The sequence below is a fragment of the Niastella sp. sgz303648 genome (genome assembly GCF_059587045.1).
This window is the reverse complement of sequence record NZ_JCAPSW010000001.1, coordinates 753,389-769,798: the sequence shown is the minus strand read 5'-3', so window position 1 is coordinate 769,798 and position 16,410 is coordinate 753,389. Positions and strand designations below refer to the sequence as shown.

Genomic DNA, 16,410 nt, shown 5'->3' with positions numbered 1-16,410 from the left:
ACGTAATCATTAATACAGACAAACATTAAAAAATGAGTCAGAAACCTGTTTACACATTTGCCAAATGGCAGGTTAAAGAAGGACAATTGGGTGCCGTGTTGAGCCTGCTTGCAGAAGTTACAAAGAAAAGCATCGAAGAGAAAGGGAATTTATTTTATACATCTTACCAAAGCAATTCGGATCCAAATACGCTGATATTGTTTGAGGGTTATACAAATGAATCTGCGGTTGAAGAACACCGCAATTCGGTTTATTTTCAAAACCTGGTTATTGGTCAAATTGTTCCCATGCTGCAGAACCGGGAAGTTAATCTGGCTTCGCAACTTAATGTTGATTAGGCTTCGCTTGCCGGCACCAGCACATCCGCCCAGCTGGCGGATGTGCTGCATTCAGGAATTTTGTTGGAAATAAACACTTTGTCAGCCGTTGATTTTGCAAGTGCTTCAATACAATTGACTGTATAGGACAAAATAGAGGGTTGTTTGTGACATCTGACTTTACCGTTATTCCGTAACCCCAACCTGTCTGAATGTATTTATTACTTTTTCCGCAATGATCGCATTTCCTTTATCTGATGGATGTAATCCATCATAAGTAATATTTATTGCTGTGGGTGGATATGGATATTCGTCGTTTTGGGGATCAAATGGTATTTTGGTGAATTGGGGGTAACGATAATTTACATATTTACCAGTTCGGGGATTTTTTAAACGCTTGAAGTTAACCATGTGCTTCAGGTCAAGCCGCGGATCGTGGTAAAGGTCGATAACTGGTATATTTTCAACTTTTCCAATAGCGATCACTGCGTTGGCAAATACTTCCAGTGATTGCCCGTTTTTAGTTTTGTACGACCCATGCGCGTTATTAGTGGCATTCAACAAATAAACAAAATCATTACGCTGCATAGGAGTAATGAGCACTATTTTCGCCTCCGGGTTTAACTGGCGTATCTTATCGATGATGATCCTGAATGAGCCGAATACAGAATTAGCACCTGTATTATTTTTATAATCATCGATGCTCCCTACAGGCCGGCCTCCCCACCAGTCGTTGGTGCCTAAGAATACGGTGTATACATCTGCTTTCACCAGCCCCAAACGCCCGATGTTATTTGCTATATCACTCGACTTCCAGCCGTTATGTCCCTGATTGATATAACGTAGGTTGGGCAATTCAGCAACTACGCGGCTTAAATACCCTTTGGAAACACGATTCCCGGTTTCATCCGCGTGATCGTTCAGGTAGGTGATAGAATCACCAATAGCTACCCAAACTATTTCCTTTTCAGTAAAGGAAGAAAGCAACCATATTCCAATTATAAATAAAAGGGAAACACGGTGTATGGTCATGAATGTTTTTATATGCATAGGGCGACTAAGATAAAAAAGAAAGGCCGCAGTTTCTGCGGCCTTTATAATATACTTACCTTAAAAAAAATACTAATTTGGGGGAAATCAAAATTAAAAGCAATCAAATGAGAAATGTAATCTACGCCATCAACATTACCATAGATGGTTGCTGTGACCACACCAAATTAAAAGGTGATGAAGAAATATATGAATATTTTACGCACCTCATGCGGGATGTTGACCTGCTCGTGTATGGACGTAAAACCTATCAATTGATGGTTCCTTTTTGGCCCGATGTCGCAAAAAACCTTTCCGGACAAACAAAAGAAATGAACGAATTTGCCCAAGCATTTGACTCCATCAATAAAATTGTTTTCTCGCAATCGTTAGATAAGGCTGAAGGAAAAAATACAAAAATTGTTCGTACGAACCTTAAAGACGAAATACTTGCATTGAAGCATGAACAAGGCAAAAATATTTTAACCGGTGGTGTAAGCCTTCCTTCACAACTTATAGAGCTTGGTTTGGTTGATGAATATCGTATTGTTGTTCAACCAATAGTTGTAGGAGAAGGGAGACGGTTGTTAGAAGGTATTAGCCTTCAGGAGGGATTGCCATTAAGACTTGTTGAGTCAAAGATTTTTAAATCAGGATGCGTTGCGCTTCGTTACCTGAAACAATGACAGAAAAATTTGCGACAGGAGCGATATTCCGCCCTCGTGCCCCGGATTGGAGAATTATCGAACCGGGAAATGGTGGATCTAAAAAACATTTTCAGGCTTAAACCAATGACTATCAACTTTTAAAACATTTAGATAACATTGAAGAATATACTCTCGTTTATTTTACCAATTTTTTGTAATCTCAAAACCGATCGGTAATTTTAGAGTGATACTTTTAAATTAGATAAATGGGGCATAAAGAAAGAAATTTCTCAAACAGAAAAATAGAAATAGCGAATCAATTTTTGTTTGAGCTTGACAAACATTTAACCGAATTGAAAACGGGACAAGTAGAAAAATCGATTGAACTCAATGAAATTGCAGAACGATTGTTTATTGCCCCTAATCATATGAGCGACACAGTAAGCGAAGTGTTAGGCAAATCGCCTTGCGAAATCTATGAGAACAAATTAGTAGCAATTGCCAAAGAAATGCTTGAAAATTCAAACAAGCCAGTCAACGAAATCGCAAGAACTTTAGATTACGACCCATCTAATTTTACCAAATTCTTTAAGAATTATACAGGATTAACGCCCTCTCAATACAGAAAATCAAAAACAGAACACCTCACCATTTAACCAGAATACCTCACCATTCATTTCCCTCAGGGCTTTCTAGTTTTGTCATCAATTAAATGATAAAATTATGACAACAAAAAAGACAGTCCTGATTACAGGCGCAAACCAGGGACTTGGATTTGAAACAGCCAAACAATTAGCCGAACTTGGTTATTACGTTTACATTGGAAGTCGTGATAAAGCCAAAGGAATTGCGGCAAAACAAAAATTAAATGAATCAGGACTTAATAATGTGGAATTTATTGAAATAGACGTAACCGACATCAATTCAATAAAATCGGCAAAGCAGGGATTAGAAGTGAAAACACAACAATTAGATGTGTTAATCAATAATGCAGGCATCTCAGGGGGACTAATACCTCAAAATATGTCCACATACGATATTGAAAATTTGCGGAAAGTGTTTGAAACTAATTTTTTCGGAGCGGTGCAAACAACACAACAGTTTATTGATTTACTAAAAAAATCTGCCGAACCACGCATTGTAAATGTTTCAAGCGGATTAGGTTCTCTCAATTTTAGTAATTCTCATGATTTTGAATTTTATGCTTACAGTTCTTCCAAAACAGCATTAAATGCCTTTACCGTAAGTTTAGCGAAGGAATTTCGGAATACAAATTTCAAAATAAACAGTGTTGAGCCGGGCTACACAGCAACAAACCTCAATCAATATCAGGGCACGCAAACCGTAGAAGAAGCTGTTGGTATAATTGTAAAATGTGCAACTGTAGGCAATGATGCCCCAACAGGGAAGTTTTTCTGGAAAGAAGGCGAATTTGCCTGGTAAAAAACTATCGCCAACAAGGGCATTTGCAATAACATGGCTGGATGTTTTTTGCTGTTAGTGCAAAATAAAAAGGCTTTAAGTTCAACGACTTAAAGCCTTTTCTTATGTGTGCCGGGACTGCCGTTTTTCTATTGTTATGGATTTTTCTCGATTATGCGTCTAGGTCATATGATTGTACAAACCTTAAAAATTATGAAAAATCTCTTTACGATACTTGCATTTTTGGGATTAATGGCCAATTCAGGCAGATGCGAAACTATTGATACCTTAATAGATGTTGGTGGATACCGGCTCTATTTTCACATCATAAAAGGAAAGGGGATGCCGATCTTGTTTGAAGGCGGAGCCGGAGCCGATGTATCTGTTTGGGATATTATTTTGAAGCCAATCGCTGACATTACGCACGCAACGCTCATTACTTATGACCGCGCCGGTTTTGGGAAAAGCGAACTGGATACCAGTAACCACGACCTGGGCAAACATGGAATTCTACAAGGTATTCAGGGGCTGGAAACAGGCCTGAAAAAATTGGGCTATGACGGAAACGTCATGCTGGTAGCACATTCCTTCGGTGGCTTTTGCGCAACGCTCTATGCTGCCAGACACCCTGAAAGGGTAAAAGCAGCCGTGTTGATCGATGCCAATCATGTTTGCTGGTTTCAGGATGCCTATGTTGATAGTGTCACCCAGGTAAGAAAAAAGGTTTATTCAAACATGAAAAATATTAACCTGGCAGAATATTACATGGGTTTGAATCTCCCCAATACAGTGGCGATGATGAGAAAAACGCCTTTCCCGGCAACCATCCCGGTCATTGATTTGGTTGCGGAAAATGTACCGCCGTTTCCTGATTCGGCCGGTGCTACCAGATGGAGAGCCTGTCACAGACAATTTGTAACTGCCCAGTCTAACCGTCAGGGCATTACTGCTTATGGATGCGCGCATTTTATTTTTAGAGATAACCCGCCCCTTGCCATTAGTGCCATCGTAAAAGCATATACCGGCACGCTGGGTAGAGAGCAAGGCGATGCAATAATGAATCGCTTTCTTTCCTACAGTATTGAAGCAATCAATGAGGAACGGAAGAAGGGAGTCCATCTTTCAGAAAATGATCTCAACAGAAGAGGATATCTTTTATTGCAGGAAGGAAAAATAAAAGAAGCCATTGAAGTATTTAAACTGAATATTACTTTTTTCCCAACCAGTGATAATTGCTACGATAGTCTTGCCGAAGCCTATGAAGCTGCAGGAGATAAAGCTAACGCCATTGTAAATTACAAACGTTCTCTTGAGCTGAATCCGAAAAGTCAACACGCTGTCGAAAGACTGAAGGTGTTGCAGGGACAATAAAGATGCCATGCAACACCTGCGCGCCCTGGGCCTTGGTATAATAAGCGCCCTGACAAAGATCGGGATGGTTGGGGTGGGGTTGTGCGAAGCTTGGGGCGGAGGACAGCAGTAGCAGCGCAGCGAGAAGAAAAACGAGGAATGGCGGTTTATTTATCTAAATATAAACCTTATATGCGGTGGTAAGTGTGTGCTACGACTCCTCCCGGGAAAGCCTTTACATCTACCAACTTCAGGTAAAGCGGTATTGCAAGACCGGTGAAAATTGGCAACCCCGAACCCAATGCGACGGGATGGATAAACAGGTGGTATTCATCGATGAGACCCGTTGCCATAAGGCTCCGCATAAATCCCGCGCCGCCATGTGCTAAGATCGGTTTCCCCGGCCCGGCTTTGAGTTCGATGATCCCTTCGGCAAGATCGCCGTCGAAGACCCGCGCCTCGGTCCAGGAAGCCGCAGCGGGCGATTGCTCCGCAGTTGTCGTATGCCCCGGATCGTTGCCCTTAAATCCTTTTTTGGTAAAGAGGGCCTTGGGGATCTCATTCATCGGCGCGGCAAAAGGCCCGGTCGCAGTTGGCCAGTAAGGGGCCATAACCTCAAACGACTTTCTGCCCATGATATGCAGTCCTGCCGTCTGGAATAACCCTACAACCGAGGCCTTTGACTCCTCGTCTCCGGTCTTGAAGATCCAATCGTTCTCGCCATTGGCGGTGCTTACGAAACCGTCGACCGAGATCGACATCTTCATCATCAACTTTCGCATAATTAAAGATTTGTTTCCCAAATGTACCGCGCCCTTTCCGAACTCACGGGGGGGTAAAACGACAATCCAGGGGGGAGATCATGCCAATCCGGGAATAGACAATTATTTCGTCAACCATTTGTTTGAAATAATTGACACAATGTAGTTTCCAGGGCTTAATATTTCAACCGTTAAAACACTTATTTAATAAAGGCAATTAAAGTAAGAAAGGCTTTAAATAAAAGGCCATGCTTGTGCGAGATAATTGAGATAACTTTGATAAACAAAAGCTCTTTACATCATCCATTTCGTTCAGGAAAAAACGGTTATGGGATATTCGTCTCCGTTTTATGGATCAAGGCAAATTTTTGAGGGATGAATAAAATCGCTTAACATGGTATTGCCAAAAGCAGGACGGACGCAATACTATGGAGCTGAAGAACAATCTGTAAACTATAAATCCATATTCAACTTCGGGTATGCCAGGTCCTTGCCTTCGGCAATACCTGAAACGTTGTGTACAATTAAAAAACTCTGCTGAATGAAAAAGACCTTAAAATTTATTTTAATATTTATAGGGATTGTATTTGGACTTTGGACAATTGGTAGATTAGCAAATGTTTTTCAATACTACAAAGCCCCAACTATCGCAAATGAACCTTCAATAAAATTAAATAGCAGTATGCTGGGCTCAAGGTTTATCACTCCAAAAAGATTAGATTTTATTTGGTTTATGGGTGAAATGCCACCATACGGTAGACAGCTTAATATTTATAGATTGTGTGGCTTGCCAGGTGACATTGTTGAAATAAAAAAAGGTATATTATTCATTAATGATAAAAACATTGATAACGATTTAAAATTGAGTCACACTTACATTGTTACACAAAATGAGCTTGAAAATATAAAATCCTTACTTAACGTGGATGGTTTTGTACTAACATTGTCTGCAGACTCTTTTTCCGTTCCCTTGCCAGATGATTTTGCAAAAGAAAATAACTTACAGGCAAAACGACAAATTCTTTTGCAATCATATAAGGATTCAACTATAAGTAAAGTATTTCATAAAGATTGGAATTCCGATAATTTTGGACCAGTTAAAGTCCCGGATAATGCATATTTTGTTTTAGGAGATAACAGACACAATGCATGGGACTCAAGGTATAAAGGATTTATAGATAAAAGGGATTTTTCCTCAACAGTTTTTTGGAGGCAGTAACAAGGGTATTTGCAATAGCATGCATGCTTATGACTTAAAGCCTGATTCATAGAAGAGGTTGCTTTGCCTTTAATAAATGATTTATTTTCCTTTAATTCGGGTGCAATCTATTTCAGTGTTTTTTATATATATCCCGTTTTGTTCATCATAATATGCTAACCTGTAGTGATCCTTACCCAGGATAATGAAGCGCTCCTGCGTTTTTATCTTCATTCCGGGGACAAGTTCTTCTTCCGAGTTAAAAGTTATCGTTTTTGTCGTTGAATCGTAATTGCCTTCCGATAAAGATATGTCGCTGCCAATGTGATTATTAATAATGGTGAGCACGAATTTCTTCTTCACATTGTCGTAGCCTTCGGTGGCAATGCTTTTGTAATTATCTTCTATCATTTTGCCATCCTGTATGGGGCTTTGTAATTTCTGTGATTTCCCGCTGGTTTGTTCTACAATAAAGAAACGACCGTTTGCAAATGATTTCCTTGCCAAAGTACCGGAAAATTTCACTACTACTTTGTTTGAATCGGGATTGGGATTTTCTGAAAACCGACTGCCTTTCCAGGTCCATGTGCCTACCAGATTGGCAAGTAACTGATGATATTTGCCCGGTCTGGAATAGTCAATCATTTGATTAAAGGTATCATCTCCGTTTGATGATGAGTCTTTTGTGTTTTGTGCAAATGTCGGGATTGTAATAAGTGTTGATAAAACAATAAATGTGATTAATTTTTTCATTTTCATTTTTACTTTTAATGGTAATTTCCCGCTTCGGTTTTCATCTTCCCCGTTTTTATTGCCTACTGATACAGCAGCTAAAGAAACATTTAAAAATTAACACTCAACTATCCATCCATCCTCTGGAAATATGATCCCGTCTTTAATCCATTCAATAATTGTTTCCGGGGACGCCTACCATTAGGCTACCAAAGTTCAACCTTGTTGCCCAACTTGAAAATATACGAAATTTTTTGGCAAAACAATTTTCCTTTTTATTCCTAAACAGACACGTATCCGTAAACGCGAAAAAGCGCTTTTGCGATTTTTCAATTGTTTAGTGTTATTGGAAGTTGAAGCGTTAATAACAGAATTAAGATAGCCGCAACTGCGATGGTGGGCTGCATCCATACAAAAAGAATAAGACCGGGAATGAAATAGTCAGGAAAGTGGCTGCCTTTCAACCATTCCACAGGAACAGTCTTTGCCCCTGCCATTCCATAAAGCCCAGCCCTGCTATCGCAAATACTCATGTGTGCATAACCTAACAAATGCCAAAATCGCCCTGGCAAATTCGGCAGGCGCCTCTTGAGGCAGATTATGTCCTATTCCTTTAGTAACTCTTCTTTCATAACCGCCTTCAAAATAACCGGCATCTTTACCCGTTCCCGAAAACGGTTCAACACCGTCGGCTTCTGCATCTAATATTATAGCGGGCACTTTTATTGTTGGCTGTTTTTGCAGCGACTGTTCTATCGTTTCAAATTTAGGGTCGCCATTTGCTAATCCATATCGATGCCTGTATGAATGCACTACTACTTCCACAAAATCGGGATTGTTGAATGAAACTGCTGTTGCTTCAAAAGTGTCGTCATCAAATTTCCAGGTTGGAGACCAGTTGCGCCATAATAGCCTGCACAGTTCTTTCCGGTATTTTGTTAATCCCAGACGTCCGCGTTCGCTATGGAAGTAGAATTGATACCAATTTAGCATTTCAATTTCCGGTGCAACTGGTTCTGAATATTTTGCTATGTTTTGAATGTTATATCCCGCCATCGATACAAGTCCAATAATACGTTCGGGAAAAAGTGCAGAAACAATGCAACAAGCCCGTCCGCCCCAATCATACCCACCCACAATTGCTTTTTGTATAGATAACGCATCCATTAATGCAATTAAGTCATTGGCTAATGCAGCTTGCTGACCAGAACGGATAGTATCAGGAGATAGGAATTTTGTCGGTCCGAACCCACGTAAGTATGGAACGATAATCCGACAGTTTTCAATCAGCAGATGTTTTGTTACTTCATCGTAAGCTCTTACGTCGTATGGAAATCCGTGCAGAAGTATAATGGTCGTTCCATCAACATTTCCACTTTGTTCATAAGCAATGCAAAGGTCTCCCGCATTAATATGTTTTAATGTCCCCATATCAACTCATTTATTTCAGAATATCGGTCTAAGATTGCACACAACGTTCAATGTTTGGCGATGGGCTGGATTTCATTGCCCGGAACAAAAGCTGAAAATTGTTACTGAAGTTGAAGGTAACGACTATAAACTAAATTTATAATGTCATGCTGGAACCATTGCTGATAATCACGCAAGAAATTTTCGTGTGTCATATCATGTTTCATTTATGTGTCATAAAAGGCGGGAAAAAGGGATCAGGTCAAATTGTTGGGGAATAGTTAGTCCTCTTTTATTACATGGCAGATCCTTTGGGATATCCAGGTTAGTGATACTTCCAACCGGATTAATGATATCGCCAACCAGTTTAATGATATTTCTAGCCGGATTAATGACACCTCCAACCAGGTTAATGACACTTCCAACCGGATTAATGATATCGCCAACCAGTTCAATGATACTTCCAACCGGATTAATGAGATCGCCAACCAGTTTAATGACATTTCCAGTCGGATTAATGACACCTCCAACCAGGTTAATGACACTTCCAACCGGATTAATGATATCGCCAACCAGTTCAATGATACTTCCAACCGGATTAATGATATCGCCAACCAGTTTAATGACATTTCCAGCCGGATTAATGACACCTCCAACCAGGTTAATGACACTTCCAACCGGATTAATGATATCGCCAGCCAGTTCAATGATACTTCCAACCGGATTAATGAGATCGCCAACCAGTTTAATGACATTTCCAGCCGAATTAATGACACATCCAACCAGGTTAATAACACTTCCAACCGGATTAATGCTACTGCCAGCCAGGTAAAGGGTATTACCAATCGGGATGAGGGTACCGCCAACCGGGTCAATGGCGCCACCTGCCGGGTAATAGCCATTGTATGGCATGTTGAAGGGTACAATTCATGTGTGGAATGAAAAAAACGACAGGCTAAGGCTATCACTCCACTGGTGGAATAAAAGCCTGGCAGGTTATTGATACAAAGCTGCCGGCAGCATGAAAAAAAACAGCAGGTGATGGGTGTAACTCAACCTGCAATGTGAAAAAACAGGCAGGAGAAGCCCCCAACTTTTCAACCTGATCCGGAAAAAGCGTGAAAAACCGACACGAAATGACGAGGGTATAAACGAAAACAGCCTCGCAGTCAATGACTACGAGGCTGTATAAGTGCCCCACTTAAGAGAATTATCGAACCAGGAGATGGAGGATTTGACTCTTATTTTTAAGCTTAAAACCTTAATAGTCAAAACGGAATGAATGTAACATTTCAGCTAAGGACTGTTAACCTTACTTCGATCTTCAAGGTATGAGCGGGGGCAACTCCACCTTTATCCGCCTTCCCTACCAACTCGCGGAGTGGCGGGACAAGAAAAAAGGGAAAATTTGGGGTTACCAATTCAGAAATGTTAATAAATATTTGAATATCAATATTATAAACGCTCCGTTATATAATTTTTCAGGCTGTTTCCAGGGATACTCAAATTCTTCAATTTCAGGTAACAACTAAAAAGGAAGAAAACATCTTCGGTTATTTCATCAAATTTTAGTAATCTCGGTGCCAGGAGATCGTTAGGGAAACATCTCTACTCTTGTAGTATTCCATAGGTTTTGATTAGCTGCCATGCTGTGACTGACGTGGCGAAGCTGTGTGCAAAACACGCATCTTCATCTCAAAAGCCCAAAACGATATTTTTAGGTTAAGGCCGGTTAACGGCATATGTTTAAATGTTGGCTGCTATATTTTGACGGACCATGCAAAAGACTGACGAATCAATAAGACGGATATGTATCGCATCAATCAAGCGACACACAATTAAACCTATCAACTATCCATTGACAAAAATATTTGAGTCACAGTCATTTTCTGATATTGACGAAAAAATATCTTCTACTTTTACTCATCAGGAAAATGAACTTCCAATTGCATTGACCCAAGTCGACCATAATAATTGGACATTACTAACAACAAAGAAAATCATTTCAAATATTAACGGTGACATAAAACAAGCTCTTGCAAACAATGTAGCTAAGTGGACGTGGAATGACTTCAAAGGCTATAAAGGAAAACCTATTACATTAGGGCTCCTTACGTTGGACGACAATTCGACTTTTGATGTATTAATTGAGACGGGGAAAGCTTCTATGATTATTATTTATGGCATCATGACATTGACAGGACAGGAAACATCAACGGAAGAGCAAATAAATAAGACACTAAGCAGATATCAAAACCGTGGTTTCTTTGACCAACCCGACTAATACAAATGACAATGGACGAGGCTCTAAAAAACAAAATATTGCAAGACATCAACCAAAACGGATACTTAACTGAACTCCGAATAGGAGAAATTTGTAAAAAATGCAAGTGGGACGTCAAATATAATCAGGCTTATCTGGACACAAAAACAAAAAAATCAAGAGAAGTTGACATAGTAGCCTCCTATCATGGCAAGTGTGACAATAATGAATTCGTTTCTGTTACAATCAATATAGTAATCGAGTCTAAAAAATCTGAAAAACCGTGGGTGGTTTTCTGTACACCAAAAGAAAAGTACAGCTTTGAAGATGTAAGCTATCGTCTTGTAAGAAGGGATAATTTTACTTTTCAGCTTTTGGATGAAGAGTTTGACGGCTATCTCCGAAAAAGAATTCCTTTCAGAGGAAGAAATTATTATGAAGCTTTTAAAAAATACAGTGAGGAATCTAAGATTTACGAAGCGATAATCAGCTGCTCAAAGGCGACATACTATTTAAAAGACTTAAAAGAAAATGATTCATACTACAACAAAAACGGTCTTGACTTTAAATTCAATGACAAAATCACATTAGAGTTTTACTTGCCAGTGATAATACTCGATGGTATTTTAGTGAAGGTTACTCTGGATAAGAATGGGGCAGCCATCCTCGAAGGAGAAAATTACATTCCATTAGTTGCATCTTATCATGATGAAGACGGCTCAGAAATTAAATTTTTGCCAGACCTGATTAGAGTAGAATACATTGAACAATATTTAGCTGCAATAGAATCTTGGATTAATAATGTGACAAAAAAGATTAGCCAAGGACGTGAAAAACTATGGAACGAATTCGTTCAAAAAGGAGATAATAACAGCCGCTAACATGGGTTTGTTACTTTGCTGGCTGACGAATAAATAAATCCCTATCTTTTTGTTCGCTATCAGCAGCAGTTCGGTCAGACCTTATTCTATTAGGCTTTAGTTCCTATCTTCATCATAAGTAATGTCTATTGGGCTTCTGTTCTGGGCTGGACGTTATAAAATAGCGGTACAGCAGCAAGCCCTGTGCGTTGGACGAATGTTTTTGGCCGCAATCAATATCATAATGCATTTTTTCTATTGCTACCTTATGTATAATATCACTTTGGTTTGCACACATCACTCTGAGTTTGGGAAATGTAATTCTGATGAATTATATATAATCATTGAATCACTTAGACCTGATGTGATATTTGAGGAATTAACGCAAGACCTATTCGATAAGTTTTACAAGGAAAATAAAATCCCACACGAACCTCCCGAAATAAAATCAGTCAAGAGGTACATAAAAGATCACACCACAAGCCACATTCCAGTTGACATTAATGTAAGTGACACTTTATCTATGAACGAAATTAATTACATGTTTGATACAGTAAGAAAGTATACTGCTTATTCAAAATTAGAAGAAGATCAAAAGAAATTGGCTTTTCAAGAAGGTTATTGTTTCCTAAATAGCAATAAAAACGAGGAATTGATCGAAAAAAAGAAGTCCTTAGAGAAAAGCCTAATAGAATTTCAAACAAATAAACATCAACTATCTCGAATACACCAATTGTTTTATGAAGAACAACATAACCGGGAGGATGAAATAATCAAGAAAATATACAATTACAGCGAAAAAATAGCATACAATCAAGCAGTGTTATTACTTGGCTCAGGGCATAGGAAAACAATCTTCGAAAAAATAAAAAAATATCAATCTGAAAACCATGTAAAATTGAATTGGGTATTATATGGCAATTAAAATAAACCTTCACCCCAACACGGGATTTGCTGCTATGCTGGCAGACCAACATATCCACATCTTTTTGTTCGCTATCAGCAGTGGTCCGGGCTGACCGAATTCTATTGGGCTTTAGTTTCGGGCTGGACGTTATAAAATACCAGGAACAGCAGCAAGCCCTGAACGTTGGCATCAAGCAAACCCTAAACGTTTACCGACAGCTAAATAATTTATGAACAAAAAAGATTTTATCAAAAAAGTACATCGGAGACTTGCACAAACTACTATCGGTTCATCAGCTTTACGAAATCAAGGAATTGGAGGATTAGTTAAAATCTCCAGAGAATATTTGGAAGACCAGATTGATCTAAAAACTTTCTTCAACACCTTCACAAATGAGACAAAGTTTCGTCAGTTTTTGAATGACCACACAGACATACTTTTGGGACGTTATCCCGAGGAAGGGAAAAGTTGGGGAGCTGCTCGAAAATCTTTGAACTTATTCTTTCGTGAACTCATTTACAATAAGTTTTTAGCAGACTATTTCAATCTTCCAACTGAATTTAATGAGCTTAATAAAGCCATTGAGTATTTAGAGGTTCCACTTGATAAAGACGTAGCAGAAGGAATTATTGAAAATTTTAAAGCCCCGTTTCTTAAGTGGAAAAGCATTAAAAGCTTAACTTTAACAATAAGCGACAACTACCAGACAAAAGCAAAAGATATTGCTGACAGAAAGCGAATTGCACGAGTTCATCTTGACCTTCTATTTTGGAGATCTAATACTACTGCTTAATAATATTTTTGGATTATACTATAACACTACAAATTTGAAATTATGAACGATGATATGAAAAAGATTTTATATATCTTAAAAAATTACGACGAAGAAAATCAAAAGAAACTATTGTTAGAAACGGCAGCAACACTTGGTTCGACAGAGTGGCAACAAGCAGTAAAAGATTTAATAGATAGAATCGACAATCTAAAAAGATAGGCGGAACTCAATTTCAACTTACCTGCTGCCAACAAAAGTATTTGCAAAATACCAGCCCTGCGGCAAGTCTCGACCGTTGTGCATCACCTTATAGGCTTTAAAACCCCGACTCAAGAATCGAACCACCTAAATTATTCGGAGCCAATGATTTGAATTTTTGATTGTCTAAACAGGAATATTTTTCTAACTAAAAAAGCCTCAAGTTCAACAACTTGAGGCTTTTTCTTTTTTCGTGCCCGGAACAGGAATCCTTAAGTCCTGGATATCAATTATTTAAACCCTGGTGTGTCAAAGGTGTGTCACAAAAATTTAAAGAGCCTATTTACGTGCCCGTTAGTGTGCCTGTTTCGCACACTTTTTAACAGTTTCTGCCTGTCTTTACAAATATATAAGATAATTGAGGTTGATACAAAAATTATGGCGCTAAGAATTCCTGGTTATGGTTGTATTGAAGTGGATTTGAGCGCTTTCTTATATTCTAACTTTTCTAACCCTATTTCGAGTTCTTCTCAGTCCTTTATTATTAAGTTAGTTTTCGCTCAATAAGAGGCTCGCATCCCTCACTGCTTGTTTCAACTCAATAAATAACTACATAAAAGAAAATTTAATTGATCAATCCAAATATGTACCACTTATGGCACTTACTTTTCCGTAAAGCGGCTTTTAATTAGGTTGAGGAAGGCGGCATTTCTGTTCTCCGCATCGCCGATTACAGCGTCCAAATCCCAAATAAAGATGCCAATAGGAATAGTGTTCTTGGGATTTAAGGACAGGGCTACAGTCGTTTCCTTGTAATACATTTTGCCAGAAGAATAGAGGGCGGTGTATTCTCCTGAAAGCGCCAGTTCCACTTCCTCTGTAAATTCAATAATCCCGTAGTACCAGATACGCTGGATGTGATTGTCGAAATACTGCATGAGCTTTCGGGCGCGCTTTTTCAGCTGCGTTTCGATGACCATATTTTCCTCCAATGAGACGCCCTTTTTCTTCAGCTCGACGATGACCACATCGAAGGGTTTCTTATCCTTAGGGTTGCTGGAAAAGACTAGGGCAATATCGGTCCGGTCGTCATCCCGGGGCGTCTCCTCGCTTGTAATGAACTGGATTAGTTCCCCCATCTCCCGGTTGCTGAGGACGGTCTCGTAAGTCATATATTTATCATCCAGCAGCCATGAGTTATTGCGATACAGGTCTTTGGCCGCATTTTTTTTCTCGAACTTCCCGTCTTTACCCATGGCAGCAAAAAGCTTGTGCAGCTCCGCTTCACTGTTGGCATCGGTAATGTTCTTCAGGCTCCGGATGGTCAGTTGCCGGAACAAGATGTATTCTGTCAGCGCCCGAGCAGAAATATCCAAAGACTTTTTAAAATCCTCCTCGGTGAGGTCTTGAGCGTCCAGCAGTTCCCGCTGCGCTTTGAAGAACTCGTCTTGGGCCTTTTTCAGGATGTCCCCCCTGGCGATATATCCGACATTGTCTGAATCGAAATACCCCGTCAGATGGGGGTAAGTTGTGAGGAGTTCGTCCCTCGTTTCTTTGTTTCGCTTTTTAATTTGGGGGATGTTCTCCTCGATGATCCGGGCCACCTCCTTCCTGAATAAGACTTGGATGTCCTTTAACTCGGCTTTAGTTAGCGTCAGATTTTGTCGGGCGATGTCAACCTTGCCAGTAAAATAATCGGAAAAGAGGAGGAAGACCATTTTGTAGCCCAAGGGAATATTTTCTTCGGCGATAAGGTCTACCTGCATGGTTCGGTTGTCTACTGAGATAGCTGCAATTAGGGCAGTCTCATTGGGTGGCACTTCTTGAATGGAGTAACGCAGGAAGAATTTCTCAAAAAGAGCAATGGAGCTGTCCACCTCTACGGTAGTAAACGGTGGAATATCTTTTTTGGTAAGGGACGCAGTTAAGGTACGTCCTTCAATTTTGGAGTTAAGATTGATCGCGAAGGGCTGATTTTCGTTTTTCAGCTGCAACAATCTGGAGTAGAATTCCTCCAGAATTCGGTTTTTCAGCTTCAAGGGCTGTAGGTATTCACTTTTCGCTATCTTTTGAGGCAGATAACCCGACATCTGGAAGGTTGTCCCGGAAGACGTTTTTGGAACGGTTGATACAGTGAATTTCTGCTCGTCAAATTGTTCAGAGAAGGCGAATTCCCGCTTTTTGGTACCATTGAAATGGCTGGAGACCCGAATATCGTCGAAATAGCAAAGATAAACTAGCCGCCCAAGGCCCTTATGGGAGCTTTCCTCGACATCGAACAAGTTAGAGAATTTTTTATAGCGATCATCTGTAAAGCCGACGCCATTATCGACAATGGTCACCAGAAGACTTTCCGGCTTGTTGAGCGCAGAAATATAGATAGAAATATCGATCTGGGTGGCTTCCGCATCAAGGGAGTTGGCAATGGCCTCAAAGAAGATCATTTCCAGGGACGAATTCCCGAAAAACATCTTAACAGCTTGTCCCAGTTTGACTTTCATTTCAGCTAAGATAGCTTTTTTAAAAAAATTATCAGGTCTA

The 16,410-nt window shown here is 39.6% G+C and carries 17 protein-coding genes; 11 read left to right on the top strand and 6 right to left on the bottom strand.

Features of this window, described 5'->3' with window-relative positions:
* Positions 1 to 32 precede the first annotated feature (32 nt).
* Entirely contained in the window at positions 33 to 338 is a 306-nt protein-coding gene (locus tag AC59IL_RS02750) for a putative quinol monooxygenase (protein WP_496550543.1), read from the top strand.
* A gap of 165 nt (positions 339 to 503) precedes the next feature.
* Here AC59IL_RS02750 and AC59IL_RS02745 read toward each other — a convergent pair whose 3' ends face one another.
* The gene (locus AC59IL_RS02745) at positions 504 to 1,349 is read right to left on the bottom strand and encodes an SGNH/GDSL hydrolase family protein (protein WP_496550542.1); all 846 of its coding nucleotides are present in this window, start codon (positions 1,347 to 1,349) and stop codon (positions 504 to 506) included.
* Positions 1,350 to 1,474: 125 nt separating this feature from the next.
* Between AC59IL_RS02745 and AC59IL_RS02740 the strand changes: the two genes are divergently transcribed.
* From AC59IL_RS02740 to AC59IL_RS02725, 4 genes are all read left to right on the top strand, one after another.
* Positions 1,475 to 2,032 carry a dihydrofolate reductase family protein gene (locus AC59IL_RS02740; protein WP_496550541.1) on the top strand — a complete coding sequence of 186 codons (558 nt, stop codon included), beginning with the start codon at positions 1,475 to 1,477 and terminating at the stop codon, positions 2,030 to 2,032.
* Positions 2,033 to 2,259: 227 nt separating this feature from the next.
* On the top strand, positions 2,260 to 2,649 hold the full coding sequence (locus AC59IL_RS02735; protein WP_496550540.1) for a helix-turn-helix domain-containing protein: 390 nt from the start codon (positions 2,260 to 2,262) through the stop codon (positions 2,647 to 2,649).
* Between the two features lie 67 nt (positions 2,650 to 2,716).
* Positions 2,717 to 3,436 (top strand): SDR family oxidoreductase, encoded by a 720-nt coding sequence (locus AC59IL_RS02730; protein ID WP_496550539.1) that lies wholly within the window; start codon positions 2,717 to 2,719, stop codon positions 3,434 to 3,436.
* A 192-nt stretch (positions 3,437 to 3,628) separates the two neighbouring features.
* Positions 3,629 to 4,786 (top strand): alpha/beta fold hydrolase, encoded by a 1,158-nt coding sequence (locus tag AC59IL_RS02725; protein WP_496550538.1) that lies wholly within the window; start codon positions 3,629 to 3,631, stop codon positions 4,784 to 4,786.
* A gap of 167 nt (positions 4,787 to 4,953) precedes the next feature.
* Here the strand turns inward: AC59IL_RS02725 and AC59IL_RS02720 are convergent, their stop codons facing one another.
* Entirely contained in the window at positions 4,954 to 5,547 is a 594-nt protein-coding gene (locus AC59IL_RS02720; protein ID WP_496550537.1) for a dihydrofolate reductase family protein, read from the bottom strand.
* A gap of 520 nt (positions 5,548 to 6,067) precedes the next feature.
* On the opposite strand from AC59IL_RS02720, the gene lepB reads away from it, so the two are divergent.
* Entirely contained in the window at positions 6,068 to 6,745 is a 678-nt protein-coding gene (lepB, locus tag AC59IL_RS02715; RefSeq protein WP_496550536.1) for a signal peptidase I, read from the top strand.
* An 81-nt stretch (positions 6,746 to 6,826) separates the two neighbouring features.
* Here the strand turns inward: lepB and AC59IL_RS02710 are convergent, their stop codons facing one another.
* From AC59IL_RS02710 to AC59IL_RS02700, 3 genes are all read right to left on the bottom strand, one after another.
* On the bottom strand, positions 6,827 to 7,477 hold the full coding sequence (locus AC59IL_RS02710; protein WP_496550535.1) for a DUF1579 family protein: 651 nt from the start codon (positions 7,475 to 7,477) through the stop codon (positions 6,827 to 6,829).
* Between the two features lie 495 nt (positions 7,478 to 7,972).
* Entirely contained in the window at positions 7,973 to 8,887 is a 915-nt protein-coding gene (locus AC59IL_RS02705) for an alpha/beta fold hydrolase (RefSeq protein WP_496550534.1), read from the bottom strand.
* Between the two features lie 213 nt (positions 8,888 to 9,100).
* Positions 9,101 to 9,778, bottom strand: coding sequence for a DUF6944 family repetitive protein (locus tag AC59IL_RS02700; protein ID WP_496550533.1), 678 nt, complete (start codon positions 9,776 to 9,778; stop codon positions 9,101 to 9,103).
* A 946-nt stretch (positions 9,779 to 10,724) separates the two neighbouring features.
* Between AC59IL_RS02700 and AC59IL_RS02695 the strand changes: the two genes are divergently transcribed.
* The 5 genes from AC59IL_RS02695 to AC59IL_RS02675 all read left to right on the top strand — a co-directional run bounded on the left by AC59IL_RS02695 (position 10,725) and on the right by AC59IL_RS02675 (position 13,890).
* On the top strand, positions 10,725 to 11,150 hold the full coding sequence (locus AC59IL_RS02695) for a hypothetical protein (protein WP_496550532.1): 426 nt from the start codon (positions 10,725 to 10,727) through the stop codon (positions 11,148 to 11,150).
* Between the two features lie 11 nt (positions 11,151 to 11,161).
* The gene (locus AC59IL_RS02690; RefSeq protein WP_496550531.1) at positions 11,162 to 12,010 is read left to right on the top strand and encodes a hypothetical protein; all 849 of its coding nucleotides are present in this window, start codon (positions 11,162 to 11,164) and stop codon (positions 12,008 to 12,010) included.
* A gap of 121 nt (positions 12,011 to 12,131) precedes the next feature.
* Positions 12,132 to 12,914 carry a hypothetical protein gene (locus tag AC59IL_RS02685; RefSeq protein ID WP_496550530.1) on the top strand — a complete coding sequence of 261 codons (783 nt, stop codon included), beginning with the start codon at positions 12,132 to 12,134 and terminating at the stop codon, positions 12,912 to 12,914.
* 211 nt (positions 12,915 to 13,125) lie between these two features.
* Entirely contained in the window at positions 13,126 to 13,689 is a 564-nt protein-coding gene (locus AC59IL_RS02680; RefSeq protein ID WP_496550529.1) for a hypothetical protein, read from the top strand.
* Between the two features lie 42 nt (positions 13,690 to 13,731).
* The gene (locus tag AC59IL_RS02675; protein ID WP_496550528.1) at positions 13,732 to 13,890 is read left to right on the top strand and encodes a hypothetical protein; all 159 of its coding nucleotides are present in this window, start codon (positions 13,732 to 13,734) and stop codon (positions 13,888 to 13,890) included.
* A gap of 641 nt (positions 13,891 to 14,531) precedes the next feature.
* Here the strand turns inward: AC59IL_RS02675 and AC59IL_RS02670 are convergent.
* Complete coding sequence (locus tag AC59IL_RS02670; protein WP_496550527.1) at positions 14,532 to 16,370, bottom strand: ATP-binding protein; 1,839 nt, start codon at positions 16,368 to 16,370, stop codon at positions 14,532 to 14,534.
* Between the last annotated feature and the right edge of the window lie 40 nt (positions 16,371 to 16,410).